General features: G+C 66.4%; 21 protein-coding genes. 10 read left to right on the forward strand and 11 right to left on the reverse strand.

Annotation, left to right across the window (positions count from 1 at the left end; translation table 11 throughout):
- Positions 1-108 precede the first annotated feature (108 nt).
- Positions 109-1,647: a M20/M25/M40 family metallo-hydrolase gene (locus SPYCW_RS13495; RefSeq protein ID WP_120217208.1), complete on the reverse strand. Its 1,539-nt coding sequence runs from the start codon at positions 1,645-1,647 to the stop codon at positions 109-111.
- Between the two features lie 131 nt (positions 1,648-1,778).
- On the opposite strand from SPYCW_RS13495, the gene glpD reads away from it, so the two are divergent.
- Entirely contained in the window at positions 1,779-3,302 is a 1,524-nt protein-coding gene (gene glpD / locus SPYCW_RS13500; protein WP_120217209.1) for a glycerol-3-phosphate dehydrogenase, read from the forward strand.
- A gap of 11 nt (positions 3,303-3,313) precedes the next feature.
- On the opposite strand, the gene SPYCW_RS13505 is transcribed toward glpD, so the two are convergent.
- A complete protein-coding gene (locus tag SPYCW_RS13505) occupies positions 3,314-4,054 on the reverse strand; it encodes an SDR family oxidoreductase (protein ID WP_120217210.1) in 741 nt (246 codons plus the stop codon).
- Between the two features lie 93 nt (positions 4,055-4,147).
- On the opposite strand from SPYCW_RS13505, the gene SPYCW_RS13510 reads away from it, so the two are divergent.
- Positions 4,148-5,053, forward strand: a complete 906-nt coding sequence (locus tag SPYCW_RS13510; protein WP_120217211.1) for an AraC family transcriptional regulator — start codon at positions 4,148-4,150, stop codon at positions 5,051-5,053.
- Position 5,054: 1 nt separating this feature from the next.
- On the opposite strand, the gene SPYCW_RS13515 is transcribed toward SPYCW_RS13510, so the two are convergent.
- Positions 5,055-5,714 carry an MOSC domain-containing protein gene (locus SPYCW_RS13515; RefSeq protein ID WP_120217212.1) on the reverse strand — a complete coding sequence of 220 codons (660 nt, stop codon included), beginning with the start codon at positions 5,712-5,714 and terminating at the stop codon, positions 5,055-5,057.
- The gene (locus tag SPYCW_RS13520; RefSeq protein WP_120217213.1) at positions 5,711-6,259 is read right to left on the reverse strand and encodes a MarR family winged helix-turn-helix transcriptional regulator; all 549 of its coding nucleotides are present in this window, start codon (positions 6,257-6,259) and stop codon (positions 5,711-5,713) included. The genes SPYCW_RS13515 and SPYCW_RS13520 overlap by 4 nt, the downstream gene beginning before the upstream one ends.
- 100 nt (positions 6,260-6,359) lie before the next feature.
- On the opposite strand from SPYCW_RS13520, the gene SPYCW_RS13525 reads away from it, so the two are divergent.
- The 3 genes from SPYCW_RS13525 (at position 6,360) to mobA (ending at position 8,093) form a co-directional block, all read left to right on the forward strand.
- Entirely contained in the window at positions 6,360-6,602 is a 243-nt protein-coding gene (locus SPYCW_RS13525; RefSeq protein ID WP_120218306.1) for a thioredoxin family protein, read from the forward strand.
- Positions 6,603-6,762: 160 nt separating this feature from the next.
- Complete coding sequence (gene fdhD / locus SPYCW_RS13530) at positions 6,763-7,554, forward strand: formate dehydrogenase accessory sulfurtransferase FdhD (protein WP_120218307.1); 792 nt, start codon at positions 6,763-6,765, stop codon at positions 7,552-7,554.
- Positions 7,551-8,093 (forward strand): molybdenum cofactor guanylyltransferase, encoded by a 543-nt coding sequence (mobA, locus tag SPYCW_RS13535; protein WP_120217214.1) that lies wholly within the window; start codon positions 7,551-7,553, stop codon positions 8,091-8,093. The genes fdhD and mobA overlap by 4 nt, the downstream gene beginning before the upstream one ends.
- Positions 8,094-8,202: 109 nt before the next feature.
- On the opposite strand, the gene SPYCW_RS13540 is transcribed toward mobA, so the two are convergent.
- From SPYCW_RS13540 to SPYCW_RS13550, 3 genes are read right to left on the reverse strand one after another with little or no spacing between them, the layout of a single operon-like run.
- On the reverse strand, positions 8,203-10,482 hold the full coding sequence (locus SPYCW_RS13540) for an FdhF/YdeP family oxidoreductase (protein ID WP_120217215.1): 2,280 nt from the start codon (positions 10,480-10,482) through the stop codon (positions 8,203-8,205).
- Between the two features lie 33 nt (positions 10,483-10,515).
- Positions 10,516-11,787 carry a sensor histidine kinase gene (locus SPYCW_RS13545; RefSeq protein ID WP_120217216.1) on the reverse strand — a complete coding sequence of 424 codons (1,272 nt, stop codon included), beginning with the start codon at positions 11,785-11,787 and terminating at the stop codon, positions 10,516-10,518.
- Complete coding sequence (locus tag SPYCW_RS13550; protein ID WP_120217217.1) at positions 11,784-12,470, reverse strand: response regulator transcription factor; 687 nt, start codon at positions 12,468-12,470, stop codon at positions 11,784-11,786. Before SPYCW_RS13550 ends, SPYCW_RS13545 begins: the two co-directional genes overlap by 4 nt.
- 154 nt (positions 12,471-12,624) lie before the next feature.
- Here SPYCW_RS13550 and SPYCW_RS13555 point away from each other — a divergent pair, with 154 nt between their 5' ends.
- Both SPYCW_RS13555 and SPYCW_RS13560 read left to right on the forward strand, forming a co-directional pair.
- Positions 12,625-13,671 (forward strand): type 1 glutamine amidotransferase domain-containing protein, encoded by a 1,047-nt coding sequence (locus tag SPYCW_RS13555; protein WP_172595503.1) that lies wholly within the window; start codon positions 12,625-12,627, stop codon positions 13,669-13,671.
- Between the two features lie 65 nt (positions 13,672-13,736).
- Positions 13,737-14,201, forward strand: coding sequence for a pyridoxamine 5'-phosphate oxidase family protein (locus SPYCW_RS13560; protein ID WP_120217219.1), 465 nt, complete (start codon positions 13,737-13,739; stop codon positions 14,199-14,201).
- Between the two features lie 145 nt (positions 14,202-14,346).
- On the opposite strand, the gene SPYCW_RS13565 is transcribed toward SPYCW_RS13560, so the two are convergent.
- Entirely contained in the window at positions 14,347-15,333 is a 987-nt protein-coding gene (locus tag SPYCW_RS13565) for an enolase C-terminal domain-like protein (RefSeq protein WP_120217220.1), read from the reverse strand.
- A gap of 138 nt (positions 15,334-15,471) precedes the next feature.
- On the opposite strand from SPYCW_RS13565, the gene SPYCW_RS13570 reads away from it, so the two are divergent.
- The gene (locus SPYCW_RS13570) at positions 15,472-15,867 is read left to right on the forward strand and encodes a YkvA family protein (RefSeq protein WP_120217221.1); all 396 of its coding nucleotides are present in this window, start codon (positions 15,472-15,474) and stop codon (positions 15,865-15,867) included.
- 164 nt (positions 15,868-16,031) lie between these two features.
- Here SPYCW_RS13570 and SPYCW_RS13575 read toward each other — a convergent pair whose 3' ends face one another.
- Positions 16,032-17,252, reverse strand: coding sequence for a polyhydroxyalkanoate depolymerase (locus tag SPYCW_RS13575; RefSeq protein ID WP_120217222.1), 1,221 nt, complete (start codon positions 17,250-17,252; stop codon positions 16,032-16,034).
- Positions 17,253-17,473: 221 nt separating this feature from the next.
- Here SPYCW_RS13575 and SPYCW_RS13580 point away from each other — a divergent pair, with 221 nt between their 5' ends.
- Together SPYCW_RS13580 and SPYCW_RS13585 are read left to right on the forward strand one after the other, a co-directional pair.
- Positions 17,474-19,273, forward strand: a complete 1,800-nt coding sequence (locus SPYCW_RS13580; RefSeq protein WP_120217223.1) for an ABC transporter transmembrane domain-containing protein — start codon at positions 17,474-17,476, stop codon at positions 19,271-19,273.
- 29 nt (positions 19,274-19,302) lie between these two features.
- A complete protein-coding gene (locus tag SPYCW_RS13585; protein ID WP_120217224.1) occupies positions 19,303-19,839 on the forward strand; it encodes a DUF1993 domain-containing protein in 537 nt (178 codons plus the stop codon).
- Positions 19,840-20,177: 338 nt separating this feature from the next.
- Here SPYCW_RS13585 and SPYCW_RS13590 read toward each other — a convergent pair whose 3' ends face one another.
- Positions 20,178-20,618, reverse strand: a complete 441-nt coding sequence (locus SPYCW_RS13590) for an ExbD/TolR family protein (protein ID WP_120217225.1) — start codon at positions 20,616-20,618, stop codon at positions 20,178-20,180.
- 271 nt (positions 20,619-20,889) lie between these two features.
- Positions 20,890-22,008, reverse strand: coding sequence for an OmpA family protein (locus SPYCW_RS13595; RefSeq protein ID WP_120217226.1), 1,119 nt, complete (start codon positions 22,006-22,008; stop codon positions 20,890-20,892).
- Between the last annotated feature and the right edge of the window lie 74 nt (positions 22,009-22,082).

Raw genomic sequence — 22,082 nt, forward strand, 5'->3', positions numbered from 1 at the left:
CTCACGCCAATCCCCTTGGATATCCATCACTGGAAATGGCGGAGCCGCGTCATGATTGCAACGCGCATACGTAGGCTGCATAGCTTTGCCGATTGAAGGTCGCATGGGTCACCGGCCCGAAAAATCATCCTCCATGATTGCGCGAATGTTGAGGATCCCTTCGGCGAGGAACGCCGGATCGACATTTTCGTTTTCGCCATGCTGATTGTTGTCGGCGTTGACGACGGGGATCGTCACCATCGGCGCGCCGAGCTCGTGCGCGAACAGCGACAGCGGCAGGCTGCCGCCGGTCGACGGCACGACGACCAGCCGGTCGGGCGACGCGCGTTCGAGCAGCTGCTTGACCCGTGTCACCATCGGTTCGTCGAGCGAGGTGCGCTGCGCTTCATAACCAAAGCCCGAGGTGATTTTGGCGATCAGCGGATGAGCCAGCCGCTCCTCTGCGGTCGGGGTGCGATCGAGGACCAGATAGCCCTGCGCTTCGACAAAGCGCACCAGCCGCGCGAGCTGGCGGTCGATGCGGTCGCCCTTGACCAGCCGCATGTCGAGCCGCGCCTCGGCCTCGGTCGGGATGACGTTGGCGGCGCGCGCGTCGGTGGCGCCTGCGCGCAGCCCGGTGATCTCGATCCCCGGCAGCAGCACCAGCTCGCCGTGCAGCTTGCCGCCGCCCTGCGTCCGCGCAATTCCCAGGCTCTGCCGCGTCGCGTCCATCGACGGCGCCTTGGCGATTTCGGCGCGTTCGGCGGCGGTCGCGGGGACCGCGTCGTCGTAGAAGCCGGGGATCAGGATGCGCCCGTCGGCATCCTTCAGGCTGCCCAGCAACGCCGACAGGCGCAGCGCCGGGTTCGGCGCCCAATTGCCATAATTGCCCGCGTGCAGCGGCCGATTGGCGCCGTACACGGTGATGCCGACATCGACCACGCCGCGCACCCCCAGCACCATCGCGCGATAACCCGCGGTATGCCGCGGGCCGTCAACCATGACCCAGAGGTCGCTTTCCAGCTTTTCGCTATGCGCGTGCAGGATCGCGCGGAGGTTGGGCGAGCCCTTTTCCTCTTCGCCCTCGAAAAAGAATTTCACATTGACGCCCAGCCGCGCGGCGGTGCCGGTCGCGTCCCGAAAGGCGTTGAGCGCGACCATCACCCCCGCCTTGTCGTCGGCGGCGCTGCGCGCCGCGAGCCGCCAGCCGGTCGGAAAGTTCGCACCGGGCGACCATGGACCCAGCACCGCGCCGCCCTGTTCGATCGGGCGCGAGATCGCGGTCGGGCGAAAGGGCGACAGCCCCGGCGCCCAGCGTTCGGGTACCACCGGCTGGCCGTCATAATGGGCGTAAAAGACGATCGTGCGGGTCGCGCCCGGGGTTTTGATCTCGCCGAACACCGCAGGCGGCGCCTTGCGGTCGGGGTCGTAGAGCAGTTCGGACGCGATCCCGCGCCGCTGCATCATCGCCTGAACGAAGCGCGCGTTGGCGAGCGCGTCGGCGGGGTTCGCGGCGTCGTTGGGCAGCGACAGGAAGGCGATATATTCCTCCAGCACCGCCGGATCGAGCATCGCTTGCCGCGCCGCCGTCGGGGTGCTTGCGACCACGGCGAACAGCCCTGCCATGGCCATGGCGCACCCGCTCCACCGTTTCGATAATCGCTGCATGATCCCCTCCTCCTGCCCTCATCCACGGCGACCTTTGCCCCGGAGCGCGCCGCTGTCCAGCTTGGTCGATGACCCCCTGCATCGACGGCGCCGCTTGGCAAGACCAGCCCGTCTGTCTTAGGAAGATCGCCATGCCCGACAGCGCCCAGCCCTATGACGTCATCATCATCGGCGGCGGTGTCAACGGCGCCGGGGTCGCGCGCGATGCCGCGGGGCGCGGGGCGCGGGTGTTGCTGCTCGAGGCGGGCGATCTGGCGCAGGGTACCTCGTCGGCATCGACCAAGCTGATCCACGGCGGGCTGCGGTATCTGGAGCATTATGAGTTCGGGCTGGTGCGCGAAGCATTGAAAGAGCGCGAGACCTTGTGGGGGATCGCGCCGCACATCATCTGGCCGCTGCGCTTTGTATTGCCGCACCGGCCGGGGCTGCGTCCGCGCTGGCTGCTGCGGCTCGGGCTGTTCCTCTATGACCATATCGGCGGGCGCAAGAAATTGCCCGCGACGCGCTCGATCAACCTCCGCCGCCATGCCGCGGGCGAAGCGTTGCAGCCGCAATATGAACGCGGCTTCGAATATTCGGACGGCTGGGTCGACGATGCACGGCTGGTGGTGCTGAACGCGCGCGACGCCGCCGCGCACGGCGCCAAGGTCCGCACCCGCACCCGCGCCGACATGCTGCGCTGCGAGGATGGGCTGTGGGTGGTCGAGGCGAGCTGCGCCAATGGGCATCAATATCGCTTCAACGGGCGCGCGATCGTCAACGCCGCGGGGCCGGCGGTGCTCGACCTGCTGAAGCGCGCCGATGCCGAGCCCGATCATGCGATGCGGCTGGTGCGCGGGTCGCACATCGTCGTGCGGCGATTGTTCCGGCACGAATATGCCTATTTCTTCCAGCTCCCCGATGGCCGCATCTTTTTCGCCATTCCCTATGAGCGCGACTTCACCCTGATCGGCACGACCGACGTCGATCATGATGGACCGGCGAGCGAGGCGCGCGCGAGCGACGAGGAAATCGCCTATCTGCGCGAAGGCGCGAGCCTCTATTTCCGCGAAGCCATCACCCCCGCCGACGTTGTGTGGACCTATTCGGGGGTGCGGCCGCTGATCGAGGACGGGTCGGGGCGGCCCGAGGCGGCAACGCGCGGTTACCGCATCGACCTCGACCTTGCCGAAGGCGCGCCGCTGCTCACCATCTACGGCGGCAAGATCACCAGCTATCGCCATGTTGCCGAAGCCGCCGTCGATGAACTGACGGGCCATGTCGCGGTACTGACCGGCAAGCGCTGGACCGCGAAGGCACCGCTACCAGGCGGCGATTTCCCGGTCACCGGCGCCGCGGCGCTCAAGGCGGAGATCAAGCTCGCCCATCCCTTCCTCAGCGCCGACACCGTCGACCGCATCGTCAAGGCCTATGGCACCGACGCGCGCCGCTGGCTGGGCGACGCCGACAGCTGGGACGCGCTCGGCGGCGAAATCGCCCACGGGCTGAGCGTCGCCGAGGCCACGTGGTTGGTCGATCAGGAATGGGCGCAGACGGCGTGCGACATCTTGTGGCGGCGCAGCAAGCTGGGACTGCATTTCGGTCCTGCAGACGTCGAACGCCTGGCTGACTGGCTTGCGGCCCGACGCCCTGCCGGTCAGCCAGCCCAAGGCTGACCGCGTGACGCTTAACTTGCAGCCAGCGCCACCGCGTCGGCGCCCGCCGGAAAATGCGCCTGCCCCGACTGGTCGTGAACCGCCCGCCAGACCGCCTCGGCGACATCGGCCTCGGTCGTGATCAACGCCGGGTTCGCCATGGCGGCGAGGATCGGCGCGGCATAGCTGCCATATGGTTCGGGCAGCACATCGGCGAGACGGATGTCGGTGTTCTGCGCAAAGGCCGTCGTCGGGCCATAGCCGGGCTCGACCAGTTTTACCGCGATCCCCAGCGGCGCCAGTTCGTGCGCGAGCGATCCCGTGAAACCCTGGATGGCGGTCTTGCTGCCCGTATAGGCGGCGGCGAGCGGGAACGGCGCGAGCGTCGCCGACGACGTCACATTGACGATGATCCCCGACCGGCGCGCGCGAAACTGAGGAATCACCGCCTGCGTCATCGCGATGATGCCCAGCGTGTTGGTGGCATAGACGTCGCGGATCTTCGCCATCGGCGAATGTTCGAGCGCGCCGAACAGGCCGATCCCGGCGTTGTTGACGAGGACGTCGATCGGGCCCGCCAGTTCGAGCGCGAGCGCGATGCTGTCGGGATCGGAGACGTCGAGGGCAAGGATGCGCAGGCGCTCGGACGGTGTCAAAGGTGCCGCGGAGGGATTGCGCATCGTCGCGACCACATTCCAGCCGAGTGCGTGGAAGTGACGCGCGATTTCCAGACCATAACCTGACGAGCAGCCGGTGATGAGGATCGTTTTCATACATGTTCCTTTCGTGGGTGATGAAAGGAAGCTAGACGGCGCACGTCGGACTATCTATAATCTGAAATCCATATTTTATTCGAGATAGTCCATATGGCCGATCCTTTGTCCGACCTGATCGCGCTGCTGCGCCCGCGCGCGGTGTTTGCGAAAGCGATCAGCGGCGCCGGTCGCTGGGCGGTGCGCTATGGCGATTTCGGGCATCCGGGGTTCTGCACGGTGATCGAGGGCGCCTGCCGCCTGTCGGTCGATGGGGCCGATCCGGTGATCATCGAGGCGGGCGATTTTGTGTTCCTGCCCGCGACGCCGGGCTTCACGATGGGAGGATTCGAGTCCGCCGAGCCGATCGAGATCGATCCGCACGCGGCGGCGGACCTGACCGCCGAGGCACGCCACGGTCAGCAGGAGGGCGCGCCCGATGTGAAGATGATCGGCGGATATTTCATGTTCGAATCGCCCGATGCCGCATTGCTCTTGTCGCAGCTTCCCGCGCTCATCCACCTCCGCGGCGCCGACCGGCTGGCGACACTGGTACGGCTGGTGCGCGAGGAGGCGGGCGACGAACGTCCCGGATGCGACCTGATCCTGTCGCGGCTGGTCGAGGTTCTGATCGTCGAGGCGCTGCGATCGGTCGAGGCCGACGATGCGCCGCCGGGGCTGTTGCGCGGTCTCGCCGATCCGCGGCTGGCGGCGGCGATCCGGCAGATTCACGGCGCGCCCGCGCGGTCCTGGACGGTCGCGGCGCTCGCGAAGGAAGCCGCGCTGTCACGCTCGGCCTTTTTCGAGCGTTTCTCGCGCACTGTCGGCGTACCGCCGATGGAGTATCTGCAGGGCTGGCGGATGAACCTCGCCAAGGATCTGCTTCGCCGCCGCGTCGGCAAGCTCGACGAGATCGCCGAACGGGTGGGCTATGGGTCGGCGAGCGCATTCAGCACGGCCTTTACCCGCCATGTCGGATTGCCGCCCAAGCGCTTTGCGATGACCGCCCCGATGCCCTGAACTAGTCGGCGCCGAACTGTGCAGCGAGCTTGGCGCGGCGGACTTTCCATGTTTCGGCGAGGACCGGCACGTCGCGGAGCGCGCGGAGGTCGGCCGGGCGGTCCTTCGCCTCGCCGCCGATCAGCAAGCCGAACAGCGATGCGAGCGGCCAGTCGGGCCAGGGGCGCTCGACAAGTTCCAGATCATCACCCGCGCGCACCGTGCCGGGTTCGAGCACGCGGTAAGACCAGCCTGACCGCCGCGTCTGGACCACCGCGGCCATCACCCCCTTCGCGCCGAAGCGATGGTCGAGTTTCCAGCATGGCTGACGCGCCTGCGTTACCTCGACGAGCGCACTTCCGAGGCGGAAGCGGTCGCCCAGGAAGACGCTGTTTTCGTCGAGCCCGGTGGTCGAGATATTCTCGCCGAACGCGCCGGGCGCGTCGAGCAAGCGGGCATCGCCCAGATGGCCGCGCCACCAGTCATAATGGTCGGCGGGATAATGGTGGATCGCCTTGTCGATGCCGCCGTGGACGCTGCGATCGGCCTGCTCGTCGCCTGCCAGCCCCAGCGGCCCGACCGCGACTGCGTCGGCTACCGGCAGCTTGGCAATCGCGCTCGGTTCGTCGCCGCGAAAGGGGATCGCCTTGCCTGTGAGTACCGCGAGGATTTCGGTCTTCATGCAGCCTCCTGTTCGATACAGACGAGGGCGCTGTCGGCCTCGCTCAGCGCGACGTCGAGCAAGCGGCAGCGGTGCAGTCCCTGCCCGCACGCGTCCCGCTCGAAATGACGGCAATCGCGGCAGAGGCCGAATGGGCGCCCGCCCGACCGCACGAGCTCGGCGCGCAGCATCTGTTCGACGAGCGCCGCAAAGCTGTTGCGCTGCACCGCCGTCAGATGGTCGAGCATCTGCGCCGCGAACGCGCGTGGTGGCCCCGCAACAAGTTCGGCACCCGCCTCAGTCAGCCCGAGCCGCACCACGCGCTGGTCATCAGGATCGGCGCGACGCGCGACGAGCCCCTTTTTCTCGAGCGCCGCGAGCGTCTGCGACACGCTGCCCTTCGTCTGGCCGAGCCACGCCGTGAGTGCCTTTGGCGTCCGCGAGAAGCGGTTCGCCGATCGCAGAAACAAGAGCGCCTGCCACTGCACAGGCTGTAACCCGCGGTCATAACCGTCCGCGGCGACGATGCGGCTGAAGCGCGTCAGAAGGTCGGCGGCCCGGTCCATGGAAATTTAGTATCGACTAAATACCATCTTGGCAAGCCGCGGCGATGGCGTCATTCATATTGTATCGAGTCGATACCGATTCGAAGCAAGGAGAATGACCATGTTGTCCAAAGCCATTTTCTATCACGCCGGGTGCCCGGTCTGCGTCGATGCCGAGCAGGGTCTGGCCCACGCGCTCGATCCCGCGCGCTTCAACGCGGAGATCGTCAATTTCGCCGACGCGCCGGGCCGGATCGGCGAGGCCGAAGCGGCGGGGGTCGTGTCGGTGCCCGCGCTGGTCGTCGACGGGCAGGTCTATCACATCAATTTCGGCGCCTCGCTGGACGATGTGAAGCGGGGCTGATCCGCCGCCAGCGACGTCGCCATATCGGCAAGGTTTCCCCTCCCCCTTGTCGATCTAAGCCTGTCCCGTCCGAACGGGTCGCCCGGACCGGGACAGGCTGAACACGATCGGCTATCATGGCATGATGAGTCACGATGATCGCGCCGCCAACCCGCACCATATGATCGACATGCCGGTCCGCAAGCTGGGGCTGGCCGAGTCGGGCGACGCGGCGCTTGTCCGCAACATCGCGGTCGAGGCGCCGGTGTCGATCGAGGTTGGCGGCATCGGTTATGCGGTGATGATGGCGACCCCCGGCGACCTGGAGGATTATGCGATCGGCTTTGCGCTGAGCGAAGGCCTGGTCGCGGCGCCCTATCAGGTCGAGCGCATCGACGTCCATCCGGTCGAGGGCGGCTGGGCGCTGCGCCTCTGGGTGCCGCCCGAGCGCAGGGCGATTGCGATCGAGCGCGCGCGCCAGCGGGTGAGCGAGAGCAGCTGTGGGCTATGCGGGATCGAGAATATCGCGGAAGTGCTGCGCCCGCTGCCCCTCGTCACCGCGCGGATCGCCACTGACCGTAGCGCGATCGCAGCCGCGTTGGCAGCGCTCGGCGAGCATCAGCCGCTCGCGCGCGCAACGGGCGCGGTCCATGCCGCCGCCTTCTGCTCGCCGACCGGCGAGATCCGGTTGGTGCGCGAAGACGTCGGACGGCACAACGCGCTCGACAAGCTGATCGGAGCGCTGGCGCGCGCGGAGATCGACCCGGCGGCGGGCTTCTTCCTGTTGTCGGCGCGGTGCAGTTACGAGCTCGTCGAAAAGACGGTGCGCGCGGGCTGTCCGATGCTGGTCACCATCTCGGCGCCGACGAGCCTGGCGGCACAGCGCGCCGCGCAGGCGGGGCTGACGCTGGTCGCGCTGGCGCGCCCCGATGCAGCGCTGGTGGTCAGCGATGCGCGCGGGATGATCGCGTGAGGACGCTGGGCGCGGTGCTGGCGGGCGGGCGGTCGCGCCGCTTCGGGTCGGACAAGGCGCTCGCGATGCTGGGCGGACGGACCCTGCTCGACCATGCGACGGCGGCGCTCGGCCCGCATTGCGATGCGGTGGTCGTTGTCGGGCGTGGCGAGATCGCCGATTGGCCGCGCGCCGACATGGGGCCACTCGGCGGGATTGCGGGGGCGCTGATCCATGCAGCGGAGCGGGGGTTCGACCAGTTGCTAACCGTCCCGGTCGATTGCGTGCGCCTGCCGCCCGACCTCCGCGCGCGGCTCAAACCCGCTCCGGCGTTTCTCGACAGCCAGCCGGTGATCGGGCTGTGGCCGGTCGCGTCGCTGGCCCCGCTACAGGCGATGCTCGAGGACGAAAGCGACCTTGCGGTGCGCGCCTTTGCCCGGCGCATCGGCGCGCGCGCGGTCGCGATCGATTTGGCGCCGCCCAACATCAACAGCACCGACGATCTGGCGCGGCTCGCGGGCGAAGCGGGCTGGAGTACGCGGGAGCATCCATTACCGTAGCCCTGAGCCTGTCGAAGGGCGCTTCACCGATAAGCACCCTTCGACAGGCTCAGGGCTACGGTTCAACATCGCATATCCGTATCCCGATGTGCTCCGAAAAGCACCGGCGCTAAACCACCGTCGCCATCGCCACAACGCGCACCGGGATCGCCTTGGCCGCCGGGCAACCGCTCGTCTTGTCATAAAAGCCGAGCGGGAGCAGCGGGTTGAGCTCGGGGTAATAGCCCGCGACCGACCCCCGCGACATCGGATAGTCGATGATCGTCAGCCCCTCGACCCGGCGTCGGGCGCCGTCGTCGCTGAAGGTTTCGAGCGCGACCTTCGCGCCCGCCTCCAGCCCGCGATCGGCGATGTCTTCGGCGTTCATGAACAGCACCATCCGGTCGTTATAAACTCCGCGATAGCGGTCGTTGTAGCTATAGATCGTCGTGTTGAACTGATCGTGCGAGCGCACGGTGGCGAGCCGCAGCATCGCCGGATCATCCACCGGCGCGTTGACCGCCAGCCCGGGCAGGATGAGGAAATTCGCCTTGCCGTTGGGGGTCGCCCACGCGCGGCGGCGCGGCGGGATATCGAGGTGGAAGCCTTGCGGCGCTTTGATCCGCTCACCAAAATCGGCGTAAAGCGCGGGATAGACCGCGGCGATCCTGTCGCGGATCAGGCCGTAATCGTCGATGTAGCTGGCCCAATCGACCTTGCTGTCTTGCAAAGTCGCCATCGCCATGCGGCAGACGATCTCGGTTTCGGGCAGCAGGTGCTCGCTCGCCGGGTCGAGGACGCCGCGCGAGGCGGTGACGTTCGACATCGAATCCTCGATAGTGACAAACTGTTCGCCCGCCGCGGTCTCGATCCGTTCGGAGCGCGCGATGACGGGCAGGATCAGCGCGTCCTTGCCATGCACCAGATGACCGCGGTTGAGCTTGGTCGCGATCCCGACGGTCAGGTCGAGCTGGCGCATCGCATCATAGGCGCGGTCGGTGTCGGGGACGGCGCGGACAAAATTGCCGCCAAGGCCGACGAATACCTTGGCGGTGCCCTCCAGCATTGCCTCGATCGATTCGACGGTGTGGTGGCCGTGGTCGCGCGGCGGCTCGAAGTCGAAGACGTCGCGCACCTTGTCGAGATAGGCCGCGCTCGGTTTCTCGTCGATACCGACGGTGCGGTCGCCCTGGACATTCGAATGGCCGCGGATCGGCGAAATGCCCGCCCCCGGCTTGCCGAAATTGCCCTTGAGCAGCAGCAGGTTGGCGATCTGCTGCACCAGCTGCGACCCCTGCTGATGCTGGGTCACCCCCATGCCATAGCAGATGATCGTCGCGTTCGAGCGACTGTAGATGTCGGCGCAGCGCCGGATCTGCGCCTCGTCGATCCCCGCCGCAGCGACAAGATCGGGCCATTGCTGCGCATCGATGTCGGCCTGCAGCGCGCCGAAACCCGACGTATGTTCGGCGATGAAAGCGTGGTCGAATATGGCCTCGCCCGCCGCCTCGCGTTCGAACATGACCTTCATCATGCCCTTGAGCAGAGCAAGGTCGCCGCCGATCCGGATATGGACGAACTCGCTGGTGATCGCAGTCGATCCCAGCGTCGCCATCTGGACGATGTCCTGCGGCTCGGTGAATTGGATCAGCGCGCGCTCGGGCATCGGGTTGACCGCGACGATCGGCACCCCGCGTTTGCGCGCCTCGACGAGCGGGGTCATCATCCGCGGCGCATTGGTCCCGGCATTGTGGCCGATCAGGAAGATTGCCTCGGCATGTTCGAAATCGTCGAGGACCACCGTCCCCTTGCCGATGCCGATCGCGGGCGGCAGGCCGCGGCTCGTCGGTTCGTGGCACATGTTCGAACAGTCGGGAAAATTGTTCGTCCCGAACTCGCGCACAAAGATCGAATAGAGGAACGCCGTCTCGTTCGCGGTGCGGCCCGAGGTGTAGAATTCGGCCTGGTGCGGGCTATCGAGGGCGCGCAGATGACGACCGACGAGCGCAAAGGCATCATCCCAGCTGACCGGCACATAATGATCGGTCGCCGCATCATAGCGCATCGGTTCGGTCAGCCGCCCCTGCATCTCGAGCCAATAGTCCGATTGCTGCATCAGATCGGACACGCTGTGCTGGGCAAAAAAATCGCGCGTCACGCGAAACTTGGTCGCTTCATGCGCGAGCGCCTTGGCGCCATTTTCGCAGAATTCCAGCTTCTTGGTGCAGGTCGCATCGGGAAAGGCGCAGCTGGGGCATTTGAACCCGCCGGGCTGGTTCATCGCGAGCAGCGCGCGCGATCCCTTGCCGACGACGCTCTGTTCCATCAGCACCTTTGCCGTCGCAGCGGCGGCGCCCCAACCGCCTGCGGGGCTGGTATAGGTGCGGTAACGGGGTTTCCGGTCGGTCATGTCGCGCAGATTAGCGCAGTGCCGCCCGCTTTCCTATCGCTCGCGGAAATTCAGCGTGAAACAGGCGCCGCGTCCGTCCCGACCCGCACCGCTGCACAGGCCGATGGCCGCAGCCGCGCACAATCGCCGGACAATATCGAGGCCGAGCCCACTGCCTGCGCTCGCATCGCCTTTGGCGAACGCCGCAAACGCGTCGGTTGTCGCGCCAAGGCCGGGTCCATCATCGACGATCGTCAGCTCGCCGCCGCTGAACATGATCTGTAAATTCGCGGTGGCGGCGTGCTGAAACGCGTTGCCGATCAGATTGTTGAGCACCAGCTGCAACGATGTCGGCTGGACGATCACGGCGGCGTCCGCCGCCACCGCGTTCGTGACGGCAATCCCGCTCGCCGGATAGCGCACCGCCGCCGCGGCGATCGCCTTTTCGACGACCGGGCGCAGCTGGACACGTTCCACCGGCAGCGCATCGCCCTCGCGCGCCAGCGCCAGCAGCAGGTCGAGCGTTTGCGTCATGTCGATCGTCGCGGTTTCGATCCGGCGCAGCGCTTCGGGGACCGGCGCGGGCAAGTCCGCTTGCAAGCCGATCACTTCGGCGGCACCGCGGACGACGGCCAACGGCGTGCGCAGCTCGTGGCTGGCATCGCGGGTAAAGCTGCGCTCGCGATCGACGAAGCCGCGGATGCGCTGAAACGCCTGCCCCAGCGCGCCTGCCAGCACGCCGATCTCATTCGCCGGATAGTCTTCCGCCCGCACGACGGGCACCGCATCACCGCCCCCCGCGACATCGCTCGCAAGGCGGCTGAGCGGGCGCATCGCGCGATTGGCAAGCCACCAGCCGAGCAGCGCCATCGTCAAGGCGATGAACAGGCCGAGCCCGATCAGGAACTGGATCATTCCGTCGCGTACCGGACGAACGAGCAGGTAGCGGCTGACCTCGGCGACCGCGACGGCGGGGGTTCGCGCGTCGAGCGCGAAGGGCGCGACATGATAATGCCGCCCCGCGGCACCGTAAAATTCGCGCTGCTGCGGGTTGGCCGCAACCTGCGGCGCCAGATCGGCGGGTAGGCCGGCCGCCCTCGGATAGACTTTGATATACGCGATTTCAGGGATCGGCAGTTGGCCGTCGCGGCGCCACCCTTGCTGCTGGCGCGCAATTTCGCTGTCGAGCGCGTTGCTGAACAGGCGATCCTCCAGCGTATAGGCAAAGATGAAGGTCGCCAGACCGAAGATCGCGCTCGTCGCCAGCACCGCGGCAACCAGCGCGGCGATGACGCGCCGGCGCAGGCTATGGCGGCGCACCCTCATTGCGGCACGCTCAGGCGAAAGCCGACGCCGTGCACCGTTTCGATCATCGCGCGATCGAACGGCTTGTCGACGATCTGCCGCAACAGGTGGATATGGCTGCGCAGCGCATCCGACGGCGGCGGCTCGTCCCCCCACAGCTTGCGTGCGATCTCGCTGCGCGCGACCGGCTGCGGCGACGCTTCGGCAAGCAGCAACAGAATGTCCCAGAGCAGCGGCGACAGCTGTAGCGGCTGACCCGCGCGCGACGCGATACGCAGTTGCCGGTCGATGGTCAGCGGCCCGATCGCGATCTGATAGGATCGCCCGAGCCGCGGCCGCTGTCCGAGCGCGGTAATTCGCGCGGCAAGTTCAGCGAGCGAGAAGGGCTTTACCAGATAGTCGTCGGCGCCGCTGGCAAAGCCCGCGAGCTTGTCGTCGAGCGTGTCGCGCGCCGTCAGCATGAGGATGGGCAGGTGATGATCGGCGCGGCGCCGGATGTCGGCGCACACGTCCAGCCCGTCGCGGCGGGGCAATGCCAGATCGAGCAAGACGACGTCGATCGGCCGCGTCAGCGCCTCGCGCAGCCCTGCTTCGCCGTCGGCCGCATAGTGCAGCCGATGGCCGAGCGTTTCCAGATAGTCGATGATATTGTCCGCCAGATCGGCGTTGTCCTCGACCAGCAGGATGTCCAACGCATTGTTCAAGCGAAATCCTTTGCCGCGACGCTGTTTGCGCTGTCCGCTCTTGGCGATGCCGGATCAAATTAGCGTCAAAATCCCTTTCACATCGCCCCGACCGCCCTTGTGACAGACCGTGCCGCATCGTGGAACGGTTTGGAGTATGGACATGCAGAAGAGAATGAAAATTTTGGCAAGCGTCGCGCTGGGGCTGCTGGCCACCGCCGCCATCCCGGCGCAGGCAAGCACCGATACGGGCGCCCGGCCGGACCGTGTGCTGCTCGTCATCAGCAGCAACGGCGTGGACCAGGGCCAGACGCGCCCGGGCTTTGAGATGGACGAGCTGTCGCAGGCCTATGCTGTATTCGCCGACAACGGGCTCAGTGTCGATATCGCGAGCCCCAAAGGCGGCATCGTCGTCGCCGACAAGTTCAACCCCAAAAAATCCTTCAACAGCCGGTTCGCCGCCGATCCGGTCGCCAGCGCCAAGCTGAACGCGACCCTGACCCTGGCCAGCGTGCGCGACCAGCATTACGCCGCAGTCTTCGTCGTCGGCGGCAAGGGCGCGATGTTCGATCTGCCCGTCGATGTCGACCTCAAGAGCCTGCTCGCCCAGACCTATGAACGCGGCGGCGTGATCAGCGCCGTGTGCCACGGACCGGCGGCGCTGATGAACGTGCCGATGAAGGACGGAAGGTCGCTGATCGCCGGGCGGGCGGTGACCGGGCTGTCGAACGAGGAAGAATTGCTGTTCGGCAAAAAATGGCTGCCGGCCTTTCCGGTGTTGCTCGAAGACGGGCTGCGCGGCGCCGGGGCGCGGTTCAGCGAAGCGCCGATGATGCTGAACCATGTCGTCACCGACGGTCGCATCATCACCGGGCAAAACCCCTATTCGACCTTCAGCACCGCCGAAGCGGTGGTGCGCGCGATGGGCCGCAAGGTCGCGCCGCGCGAGCTGCTGGCCGAAGAACACAGCATCGCGTTGATCAGCCAGATGCTGGCGGGCGACACCAAGGCGGCGCAGCAATCGCTCAACGCCGATCCCGCCCGATATGACGTGCCGTTGATCGCAGCGTGGGGGCTGTACCGCTCGAAAACGCCCGGCGCCGATCACAAGATGATCGAAGGCGCGATCGCGATCATGGAAACCGCGCTGCCGCACTATGACGAGCCGCAGCTCGCCGCCGCGATCGCCGAGGCGCGCACGAAGCTCGCGACCGCAAGCTGACCGGCGCAACATTGGGGGGCCGTGGTGCGTTGGTGGACCATCCACACCCCAAAAGGAGCCCCCCAATGAGCGACGATATCAAGCAGCAGTTCTGGAAGGCGCTGGCCGCAAGCCCCTATGTGATGGTCGGCCGGGCCGGCGAGCGGGCGCATCATATTCCGATGAATGCGCAGCTCGACGAGGACGCCGACAGCGCCTTCTGGTTCTTTACCTCGACCGACAACCGGCTGGCCGGCGGCGGCCCCGCGATGGCGCAGTTCGCATCGAAGGGGCATGACCTGTTCGCCTGCATTTCGGGCACGCTGGTCCGCGAAAACGACCGCTCGGTGCTCGACAAGCTGTGGAGCAACGGGGTCGCCGCCTGGTACGAAGGCGGCAAGGACGATCCGAAGCTGCTCCTGCTCCGCTTTGACTTGGGCGATGCCGAAATCTGGACCGCCGATCCCGGGATCAAGGGCATCTTCAAGCTGATGACCGGCATGACGATGAAAGAAGGCGAGCTCGGCCAGCACGCCGAGGTGGCGCTGTAGAACACATCCTCCCCGTGGCGAAGCCATGGGGAGGTGGCAGCGCGGAGCGCTGACGGAGGGGCCATGACGCAGCCGTCGCAAAGCCCCTCCACCACCGCTCCGCGGCGGTCCCCCTCCCCATCGCTTCGCGACAGGGAGGATCGCATCAAGCGACCGGCGGCCCGATCCGTCCGCCGCGATACTCGAACCCGCCATCGCGGTCTTCGGCGAGACGCGCCGGACCGCCCAGATCGACCCATTTTGCGCGCTGCGCGAGCACGAAGGCGGGCAGGATCGCGAGGCTGGTCGATACCACGCCGCTGACCATGATCGCCAGCCCCGCCGCATCGGCGGCGTCGGCAATGCGCAGCGCTTCGGTCAGCCCGCCCGCGTGGTCGAGCCGGATATTGACCCCATCGTAAAAGGCGCCGATCCGCGCCACATCGGCGGCGGTCTGACAGCTGTCACCTGCAACGAACGGCACCGGCGCATAGACGGGGTCGAGCAGCGCATCGGCACCGACCGGCACCGGCTGGACGATCATTTCGGCGCCCAGATCCGCGAGCGCTTCGGCCTCGCTCAATATGTCCGCCTCACCCCAGCGCGCGGCGGCATCGACGATCAGCCGGGCGTTCGGCGCCCCCCTGCGCGCGCCCGTGACGCAGAGCCGGTCGTTGCCGCCGGTCAGCTCGATCCGCAGCAAACTATAGCCGTCGGCCTCCGCCGTCGCCGCCTGTTCGGCCATCGCGCCGGGGCTGCCCGGCAACAGCGTGAACGCGGTTACCCGCGCGGTCGGCGCCGCGTCGCACCCGGCAAGCTGCCACAGCCGCAACCCGTTTTCCTTGGCCTCCAGCTCCCACAGCGCGCAATCGAGCGCGTTGCGCGCCGCGCCCGGCGGCAACAGTTCCTGCACCGCCGCGCGTGCGGCCGCGGTGCCGAGACCGCCGATGTGCGCCGCGGCGCGCAGGATCTGGTCACGGCACGTCGCGGCATCCTCGCCCAGCGCCGCGACGGGCGTCCCCTCGCCGCGCCCGATCGCGCCTTTGCCCGCCACCTCGGCCACAATGACATCGACATGGGCGCCATGCGCCACCGCAAAATCCGCCGCCACCGGCCAGCGTTCGACGCGCGCGCTTTTCAGTTTGATCGCCATCGCGCGATCATAAGCGAAGACTGCCGTCCCACAACATCGTCATTGCGAGCGAAGCGAAGCAATCCAGAGCGGTGCCAGACCGCCCTGGATTGCTTCGCTTCGCTCGCAATGACCAACAAAATGTCTATGGAGTAAAGGATGACCGGCAAATCCCTTTCCGAACGCATCGGCGACCTTGGCCACCGCCTTGCGGTCGAGGCACACGCCGCTTGGCTGGCCGCGCGCGACCCGCGCGTGCCGAAGCTCGCGCGGCTGCTCGCGGTGGCGGTCGCGGCCTATGCGCTGTCACCGATCGACCTGATCCCCGATTTCATACCCGTGCTGGGCTGGCTCGACGACCTGCTCATCGTGCCGTTGGGATTGTGGGCGGTGCGACGCCTGATCCCCGATCCGCTATGGGCCGAACTGCACGCGGCCGCCGAGGCGGCCAGCGCCCGCCCGTCGAGCCGCGCGGGCATGGCGTTCATCCTGCTGCTGTGGGCAGGGCTGCTCTATCTGGTCTATTGGGCGGTGCGCACCTCGCCGATGCACTGAGCGCCGAAGACGGGCTGTCAGAACGGTTGATAGGGGGTGGAGGGCAATCGTCGCCCCTGCGAAGGCGGGGGCCGCTAGCCGCCTATTCCTGCGCCGCTGCGTAAACCGACAGCGGCCCCCGCCTTCGCGGGGGCGACGGCTTTTTTCGGTCGAACCCGACCGCATCACCCCCCGTTGCTGCGGATCCACCCCTCGACCACCGGCGCGATATCCTCGCGCCATTTGCGGCCGTTGAAGATGCCGTAATGGCCGACGGTCTTGGCCATCAGATATTTCTTCTTCTCCGTCGGCAGCGACTTGGTCAGCGTCAGCGCCGCCTTGGTCTGCCCGATCCCCGAAATATCGTCGCGCTCGCCCTCGATCGCCAGCAGCGCGATATCCTCGATCGCGTTCAGGTCGACCGGCTTGCCGCGGTGCAGCATCTCGCCCTTGGGCAGCGCGTGGCGCTGGAACACGACATCGACCGTCTGCAGATAGAATTCGGCGGTCATGTCGCAGACCGAACGATATTCGTCGTAAAATTCCTTGGTCTTGTCGGCTTCCTCGCCGTCGCCGTCGACCAGATGTTTGAACATCGCCCAATGGCTCATCATGTGATTGCCGAGGTTCATCGACATGAAGCCCGCGAGTTGCAGGAACCCCGGATAGACGCGGCGCCCGGCGCCCGGATAATAGGCGGGCACCGTTGCGATGACATTTTCCTGGAACCAGGCGTGCGGGCGCGTCATCGCATGCTGGTTGACCGCCGTCGGTGCCTTGCGCGTATCGATCGGCCCGCCCATCATCGTCAGTGTCTTCGGACGGCATTTGTGTTTGTCGGCGGCCATGATCGCCGCCGCGGCAAGCGCCGGGACCGACGGCTGGCACACCGCGAGCACATGCGCGCCGGGGCCGATATGCTCCAGCCAGCCGATCAAATAATCGATATAATCGTCCAGATCGAACTTGCCTGCCTCCAGCGGCACGTTGCGCGCGTCGCGCCAGTCGGTGATCCACACGTCATGGCCGGGCAGCATCCGCTCGACCGTGCCGCGCAGCAGCGTCGCATAATGGCCCGACATCGGCGCGACGATCAGCAGCTTGGGGGCGTCCTTCGCACCTTTATGTTTGAAATGCTTGAGCTGGCCAAAGGGTTTGCGCGCTTCGATCGCTTCGGTCACGCGCACCGTATCGCCATCGACGATCGTCTCGTACTGCTCGAAACCCGGCTTGCCGCGCGGCGCCGCGGCGTGGGCGAACACCTCCAGCGCCGACGCAAACATCGGGCTGCCGCCGAAATAGCCGAGCGGATTCGCGGGATGCTGCATCACCTGCGCGCCTGCGGTCGCGAGCGCGCTCGCGCCCGCTAGCCAACTCTTTTGCATTTCAAAGGCATGATACAGCATGTTCGATACGTTCCTTGGCAAGCCCCGACGCTCTTTGGGCGTCTGTCGTTGGTGACAGTCTAGGGCATCCGATCCATTGTGCAATGCATCATAAACGCGATTGCGAGCAATCCTTGTCCGGAATCGCATCGCCGGCTTTGCAGCTCCGCTTCATAATCCATGAAGCGCGGCACCATTTTGCGTCGTTGAGCGGGGGCGCCGCCGCTGCTAGGGCCGCTGCAATGGCACGCGCTTCCGACCCTTCCGCCGCGAAAACCCCCGCCGAACCGCGCCGCAAGCTCGGCAGCCTGCGGATGATCTGGCATTATGCCAGCGCCTACCCGCTGCAACTGGTGATCGCGGCGGTCGCGCTGGGCGTCGCCGCGCTCGCCACGCTGGCGATTCCCTGGCAGTTCAAGGAAATGATCGACAGCGGCTTTGTCGCTGGCGGCGGCGACGTCGCGCCGCATTTCCGCCTGTTCTACGCGATCGTGCTGACCCTCGCCTTCGCCACCGCGCTGCGCTTCTATTTCGTCAGCTGGCTGGGCGAACGCACTGTCGCCGACATTCGTCAGGCGGTCCAGCGCAACCTGCTGCGTCTTGCCCCCGGTTTTTTCGAGGAAAACCGCCCGTCCGAAATCGCCTCGCGGATGACGTCGGACACCACGATCATCGAACAGGTCGTGGGTACCACCGTGTCGGTGGCGCTGCGCAACATGGTGATGGGGATCGGCGGCATCGCCTATCTGTTCACCCTGTCGCCGAAACTGACCGGCGGCATCCTGCTCGGTATTCCGGTGATCATCATGCCGATCGTGCTGCTGGGGCGCCGCCTGCAGAAGGTCGCGCGGTCGAGCCAGGATCGCGTCGCCGACATCGGCGCCACCACCTCCGAACAATTGGGCGCGATGAAGATCGTCCAGGCCTTCGGGCAGGAAGACCGCGAAGCGGCGCGGTTTGAAAGCGCCGTCGAAGCGACCTTCGCCACCGCCAAGCGCCGCATTCGCCTCCGCGCGATCATGACCGCGATCGTCATCGGCCTGTTGTTCGGCGCGATCACCACCCTGCTGTGGTACGGCGCCGAAGGCGTCGCCGCGGGGACGATCACCGGCGGCACGATCGCCGCTTTTGTCCTCACGGGCGGGCTAGTCGCGGGCGCGTTCGGCGCGCTCACCGAAGTCTATGGCGACCTGCTGCGCGCCGCGGGCGCCGCCGAGCGCCTTTCCGAACTGCTCAATGCCGAAGCGAGCATCGCGCCGCCCGCGCAGCCGCGCGCCTTCCCCGAACCTCCGCGCGGCACGCTCGAATTCGCGCATGTCGAATTTCACTACCCGACGCGTCCCGACGCCCCCGCGCTGCACGATTTCAGCCTCGCGATCCAGCCGCGCGAAACCGTCGCCATCGTCGGCCCGTCGGGCGCCGGCAAATCGACCTTGTTCCAGCTTGCCGAGCGTTTCTACGATCCGCAGGCGGGACAGGTCCTGCTCGACGGCGTCGCGCTCACCGACGCCGATCCCGCTGACATCCGCGCCCGCATCGCGATGGTGCCGCAGGAAACGGTGATCTTCGCCGCCTCGGCGCGCGACAATCTGCGCTACGGCAATTGGGACGCGACCGACGACGAGCTTTGGGACGCCGCGCGCGCCGCCAATGCCGAGGAGTTTCTGCGCAAGCTTCCCGACGGCCTCGACACCTTCATGGGCGAAGGCGGCGCGCGCCTGTCGGGCGGCCAGCGCCAGCGCGTCGCGATCGCCCGCGCGCTACTCCGCCGCGCGCCTTTGCTGCTGCTTGACGAGGCGACGTCGGCGCTTGACGCCGAATCCGAAAAGCTGGTGCAGGACGCGCTCGAAACCTTGATGCATGACCGTACGACGGTCGTCATCGCGCACCGGCTCGCGACGGTCCGCGCCGCCGACCGGATCATCGTCATGGACGATGGCCGGATCGTCGAGGAGGGCAAGCACGACGCGCTCGTCGCCGCCGATGGCCTCTACGCCCGCCTTGCGCGGCTGCAATTCCAGGACAATCTCGCGACCGCCTGACCACCCCCTACCCTGCCAAGGATGTGACGATGCTCTACGACATGACCGTTCCCGCCTATCAGAACGGCCTGCGCGCGCTATCGGCGCAGCTGGACAAGGCGCTGACCTGGGGTGCCCAAAACGACGTCGGCGAATTGCAACTCATCGTCGCGCGCCTTGCCCCCGACATGTTCCCGCTCGCATCACAAATCCGCTTCAGCTGCCTGCAAGCGATTCAGCCGCCGACGCGCCTCGGCGTCACCGGCGCGCCGACGCTCACCGACGACGCGGCTGATTTTGCCGGCCTTCAGGCACAGATCGCGGCGACGCTGGCTTGGCTCGATTCGGTCGATGCGGCGACGTTCGACGCCGACCCAGACCGGCCCGTCAGCTTCGACCTGCCGAACGGCATGGCGTTCGACATGACCGCGCTCACTTACGTCCGCGACTGGGCGCAGCCGCAATTCTATTTCCACCTCGTCGCCGCCTATTCGATCCTCCGCCACATGGGCATCCCGCTCGGCAAGGCTGACTATGTGGGCTATATGATGGCCTATCTCCGCCCCGGCACCGCGCCCGCCGCCTGACAGAGCAGGAAGCCGATCGACGCACAGCGCGTCGCTCAGGCCAGGCAGGTCTGGAGTTTTTCACACAAAGACACGAAAATGGCGGTTTACGGCCGCTAGGCCACCCTCATGTCAGCCGCTTTGGTCCGGCGCGGCGGCTGAAAAAAGAGGCCGCTTTGCGGCTAGCACGACATCTTCGTGTCTTTGTGTCTTTGTGCGAAACAAATTTGATCGACCTCGCAGCAGCCAGCCAGTTTCGCGCTTGTGCAGTCCCGTGTCGCCTGCTCGGCAGGCTCGGGACAATCCCTCGCCATGCCAGCACAGGGCTTCAAGCCGCCCCAGCCACGTCCGCGCGCCGTTCAGATCAACTCGCGATATCGGTGGATACCCGGAAAGGCGATTTTTGACCCGCCGTTGCGCCGGATCGCACCGATGGCCTCATCGACGCGCAGATAGCGCGCTCGCGCTTCGGGCTCGAACATCAGCGTCGCCACTTGGGGACGGTCCGACGCCATTTTGACCAACTGGCCGAGCTCGGCCAGATCGACCGGCTCGCCATTCCAGCGGATGATGTCGCTCGTGTCGATGGTAATGTGGTTTTCATCCCGCACTTCGGCGGGGCCGGGGTCCACCCCCGGCAAGGTGACGTCGACGCTATGCGTCGGCGGCGCGATCGTGATGATGAACATCACCAGCATGACCAGCATCACGTCGATCAAGGGCGTGGTGTTGATATCGGGATCGCCGTTCGGATCGGCGCGAAAAATACTGCGATGAAACATGCTGCGGCGTCGGCGCATCGTCTCTCTCCCGGTTTGGGACCGGTCGCACCGCGATGACGGGCGTCCGCCCCTTTTGGCAAGGGAGCACGAACAATCCGGCACCCTTGACGTGACGGTATATCATAAATTTATGAGAGCAAGCGAAATCCGATCACGATCTCCGACCGCTCGCCAAGCATCACACGGCCAAGGAAACGGCTGCGCGCTTCGCACAAAAAAGAAAGGGCGGCACCTTGCGGTACCGCCCTCGCTTGTTTCTTCCAGTCCCGGTCGGGAATGGAAACCGGTCTTACATGCCCGAGTTCGGGCCGTAAGTGATTTCCACGCGACGGTTCTGGTCGTTGCGGACGCCGTCGGCGGTAGCAACGGCCGGGCGGCTTTCGCCGAAGCCCTGCGCGCTGATCGAGCCATCCGAAATACCGCGAGCGGTCAGATAGCTGCGAACCGCAGCGTTGCGGCGTTCCGACAGGCCGACGTTGTACGTGGCCGAACCCGAACGGTCGGCGTGACCGGCGAGCATGACCTGCGTACCCGTGCAACCACGGTTGTAGGCGCTGATCGCGTTGTCGAGCGTCGAAGCCGCTTCCGGCGTGATGTTCGACTGATCCCAGTCGAAGTACACGATGTACGGCCCAGGCTCACACACCGCGGGCGGCGGGGGCGGCGGGGGCGGCGGCGGGGGCGGCGGGGGCGGCGGCGGCGGCGGCGGCGGTGCCACAACCGGCTCCGGTGCACCACCGAAGTTGTAGGTCAGCGTACCCAGGATCGAGTGCGAACGGAAACGCGTCGAAACGTCGCGGCCACGCTGATCGACCAGATCGAGATTGTCGACGTTGAAGAAGCGATACTTCAGGCCGACGTCCCAGTTGCTGCTGATCGGCGCGCGAACGCCAGCAATCGCCTGCCAGGCAAAGCCGGTGTCCGAATCGTCGAGGAACGCGCCAGCGAACACGGGTTCGACCGACACGCGGGCCACACCGGCACCACCGCCGACAAAACCCTGCAGGCCGTCGTCGTCACCGAAGTCGAGCATGCCGTTGACCATGAAGCTCAGCGCATTGGTGTCGCCGTTCAGATCGGTGTTGCCAACGAACAGCCCACCCGCGCCCGACGCGGTCTGCGGGATGCCGGGGGCGCCAAAGCGGCCAGACTTGATGTCGGCTTCGCGATAACCAACTTCGACTTCAGCGCGGAAACCGCCGAAATCATAACCCACGACACCTTCGAAATCATACCCCTTGCGGTGGTCGATAGCGGCGGCATTCGCGGCAGTGCCGATGTCGAGATCGAGATCTTCGACGATCATCACGCCGGCGCCCACGCCAACATACCAAGAGTCGTCGCGCGCCAAAGCAGGCGACGCCAGGGCAGTGGAGGCTAACGCCACAGCTACGGCAAGCTTCCTCATAGTAATTCCCCTTTCAATTTGAGATATACGTCTCGGCAGACGTCCTACTCGTCGCTTTGGTTCCGTGCAAGTGA

Origin of the sequence: Sphingopyxis sp. EG6 (genome assembly GCF_003609815.1) — a bacterium.
In the GTDB taxonomy this organism is placed as follows: domain Bacteria; phylum Pseudomonadota; class Alphaproteobacteria; order Sphingomonadales; family Sphingomonadaceae; genus Sphingopyxis.

Excerpts from the sequence above, each read along its gene's own strand:
- SPYCW_RS13495 (WP_120217208.1), bottom strand. The coding sequence starts at position 1,647 with ATGCAGCGATTATCGAAACGGTGGAGCGGGTGCGCCATGGCCATGGCA.
- glpD (WP_120217209.1), top strand. The coding sequence starts at position 1,779 with ATGCCCGACAGCGCCCAGCCCTATGACGTCATCATCATCGGCGGCGGT.
- SPYCW_RS13505 (WP_120217210.1), bottom strand. The coding sequence starts at position 4,054 with ATGAAAACGATCCTCATCACCGGCTGCTCGTCAGGTTATGGTCTGGAA.
- SPYCW_RS13510 (WP_120217211.1), top strand. The coding sequence starts at position 4,148 with ATGGCCGATCCTTTGTCCGACCTGATCGCGCTGCTGCGCCCGCGCGCG.
- SPYCW_RS13515 (WP_120217212.1), bottom strand. The coding sequence starts at position 5,714 with ATGAAGACCGAAATCCTCGCGGTACTCACAGGCAAGGCGATCCCCTTT.
- SPYCW_RS13520 (WP_120217213.1), bottom strand. The coding sequence starts at position 6,259 with ATGGACCGGGCCGCCGACCTTCTGACGCGCTTCAGCCGCATCGTCGCC.
- SPYCW_RS13525 (WP_120218306.1), top strand. The coding sequence starts at position 6,360 with ATGTTGTCCAAAGCCATTTTCTATCACGCCGGGTGCCCGGTCTGCGTC.
- fdhD (WP_120218307.1), top strand. The coding sequence starts at position 6,763 with ATGATCGACATGCCGGTCCGCAAGCTGGGGCTGGCCGAGTCGGGCGAC.
- SPYCW_RS13540 (WP_120217215.1), bottom strand. The coding sequence starts at position 10,482 with ATGACCGACCGGAAACCCCGTTACCGCACCTATACCAGCCCCGCAGGC.
- SPYCW_RS13545 (WP_120217216.1), bottom strand. The coding sequence starts at position 11,787 with ATGAGGGTGCGCCGCCATAGCCTGCGCCGGCGCGTCATCGCCGCGCTG.
- SPYCW_RS13555 (WP_172595503.1), top strand. The coding sequence starts at position 12,625 with ATGAAAATTTTGGCAAGCGTCGCGCTGGGGCTGCTGGCCACCGCCGCC.
- SPYCW_RS13560 (WP_120217219.1), top strand. The coding sequence starts at position 13,737 with ATGAGCGACGATATCAAGCAGCAGTTCTGGAAGGCGCTGGCCGCAAGC.
- SPYCW_RS13565 (WP_120217220.1), bottom strand. The coding sequence starts at position 15,333 with ATGGCGATCAAACTGAAAAGCGCGCGCGTCGAACGCTGGCCGGTGGCG.
- SPYCW_RS13570 (WP_120217221.1), top strand. The coding sequence starts at position 15,472 with ATGACCGGCAAATCCCTTTCCGAACGCATCGGCGACCTTGGCCACCGC.
- SPYCW_RS13575 (WP_120217222.1), bottom strand. The coding sequence starts at position 17,252 with ATGCTGTATCATGCCTTTGAAATGCAAAAGAGTTGGCTAGCGGGCGCG.
- SPYCW_RS13580 (WP_120217223.1), top strand. The coding sequence starts at position 17,474 with ATGGCACGCGCTTCCGACCCTTCCGCCGCGAAAACCCCCGCCGAACCG.
- SPYCW_RS13585 (WP_120217224.1), top strand. The coding sequence starts at position 19,303 with ATGCTCTACGACATGACCGTTCCCGCCTATCAGAACGGCCTGCGCGCG.
- SPYCW_RS13590 (WP_120217225.1), bottom strand. The coding sequence starts at position 20,618 with ATGCGCCGACGCCGCAGCATGTTTCATCGCAGTATTTTTCGCGCCGAT.
- SPYCW_RS13595 (WP_120217226.1), bottom strand. The coding sequence starts at position 22,008 with ATGAGGAAGCTTGCCGTAGCTGTGGCGTTAGCCTCCACTGCCCTGGCG.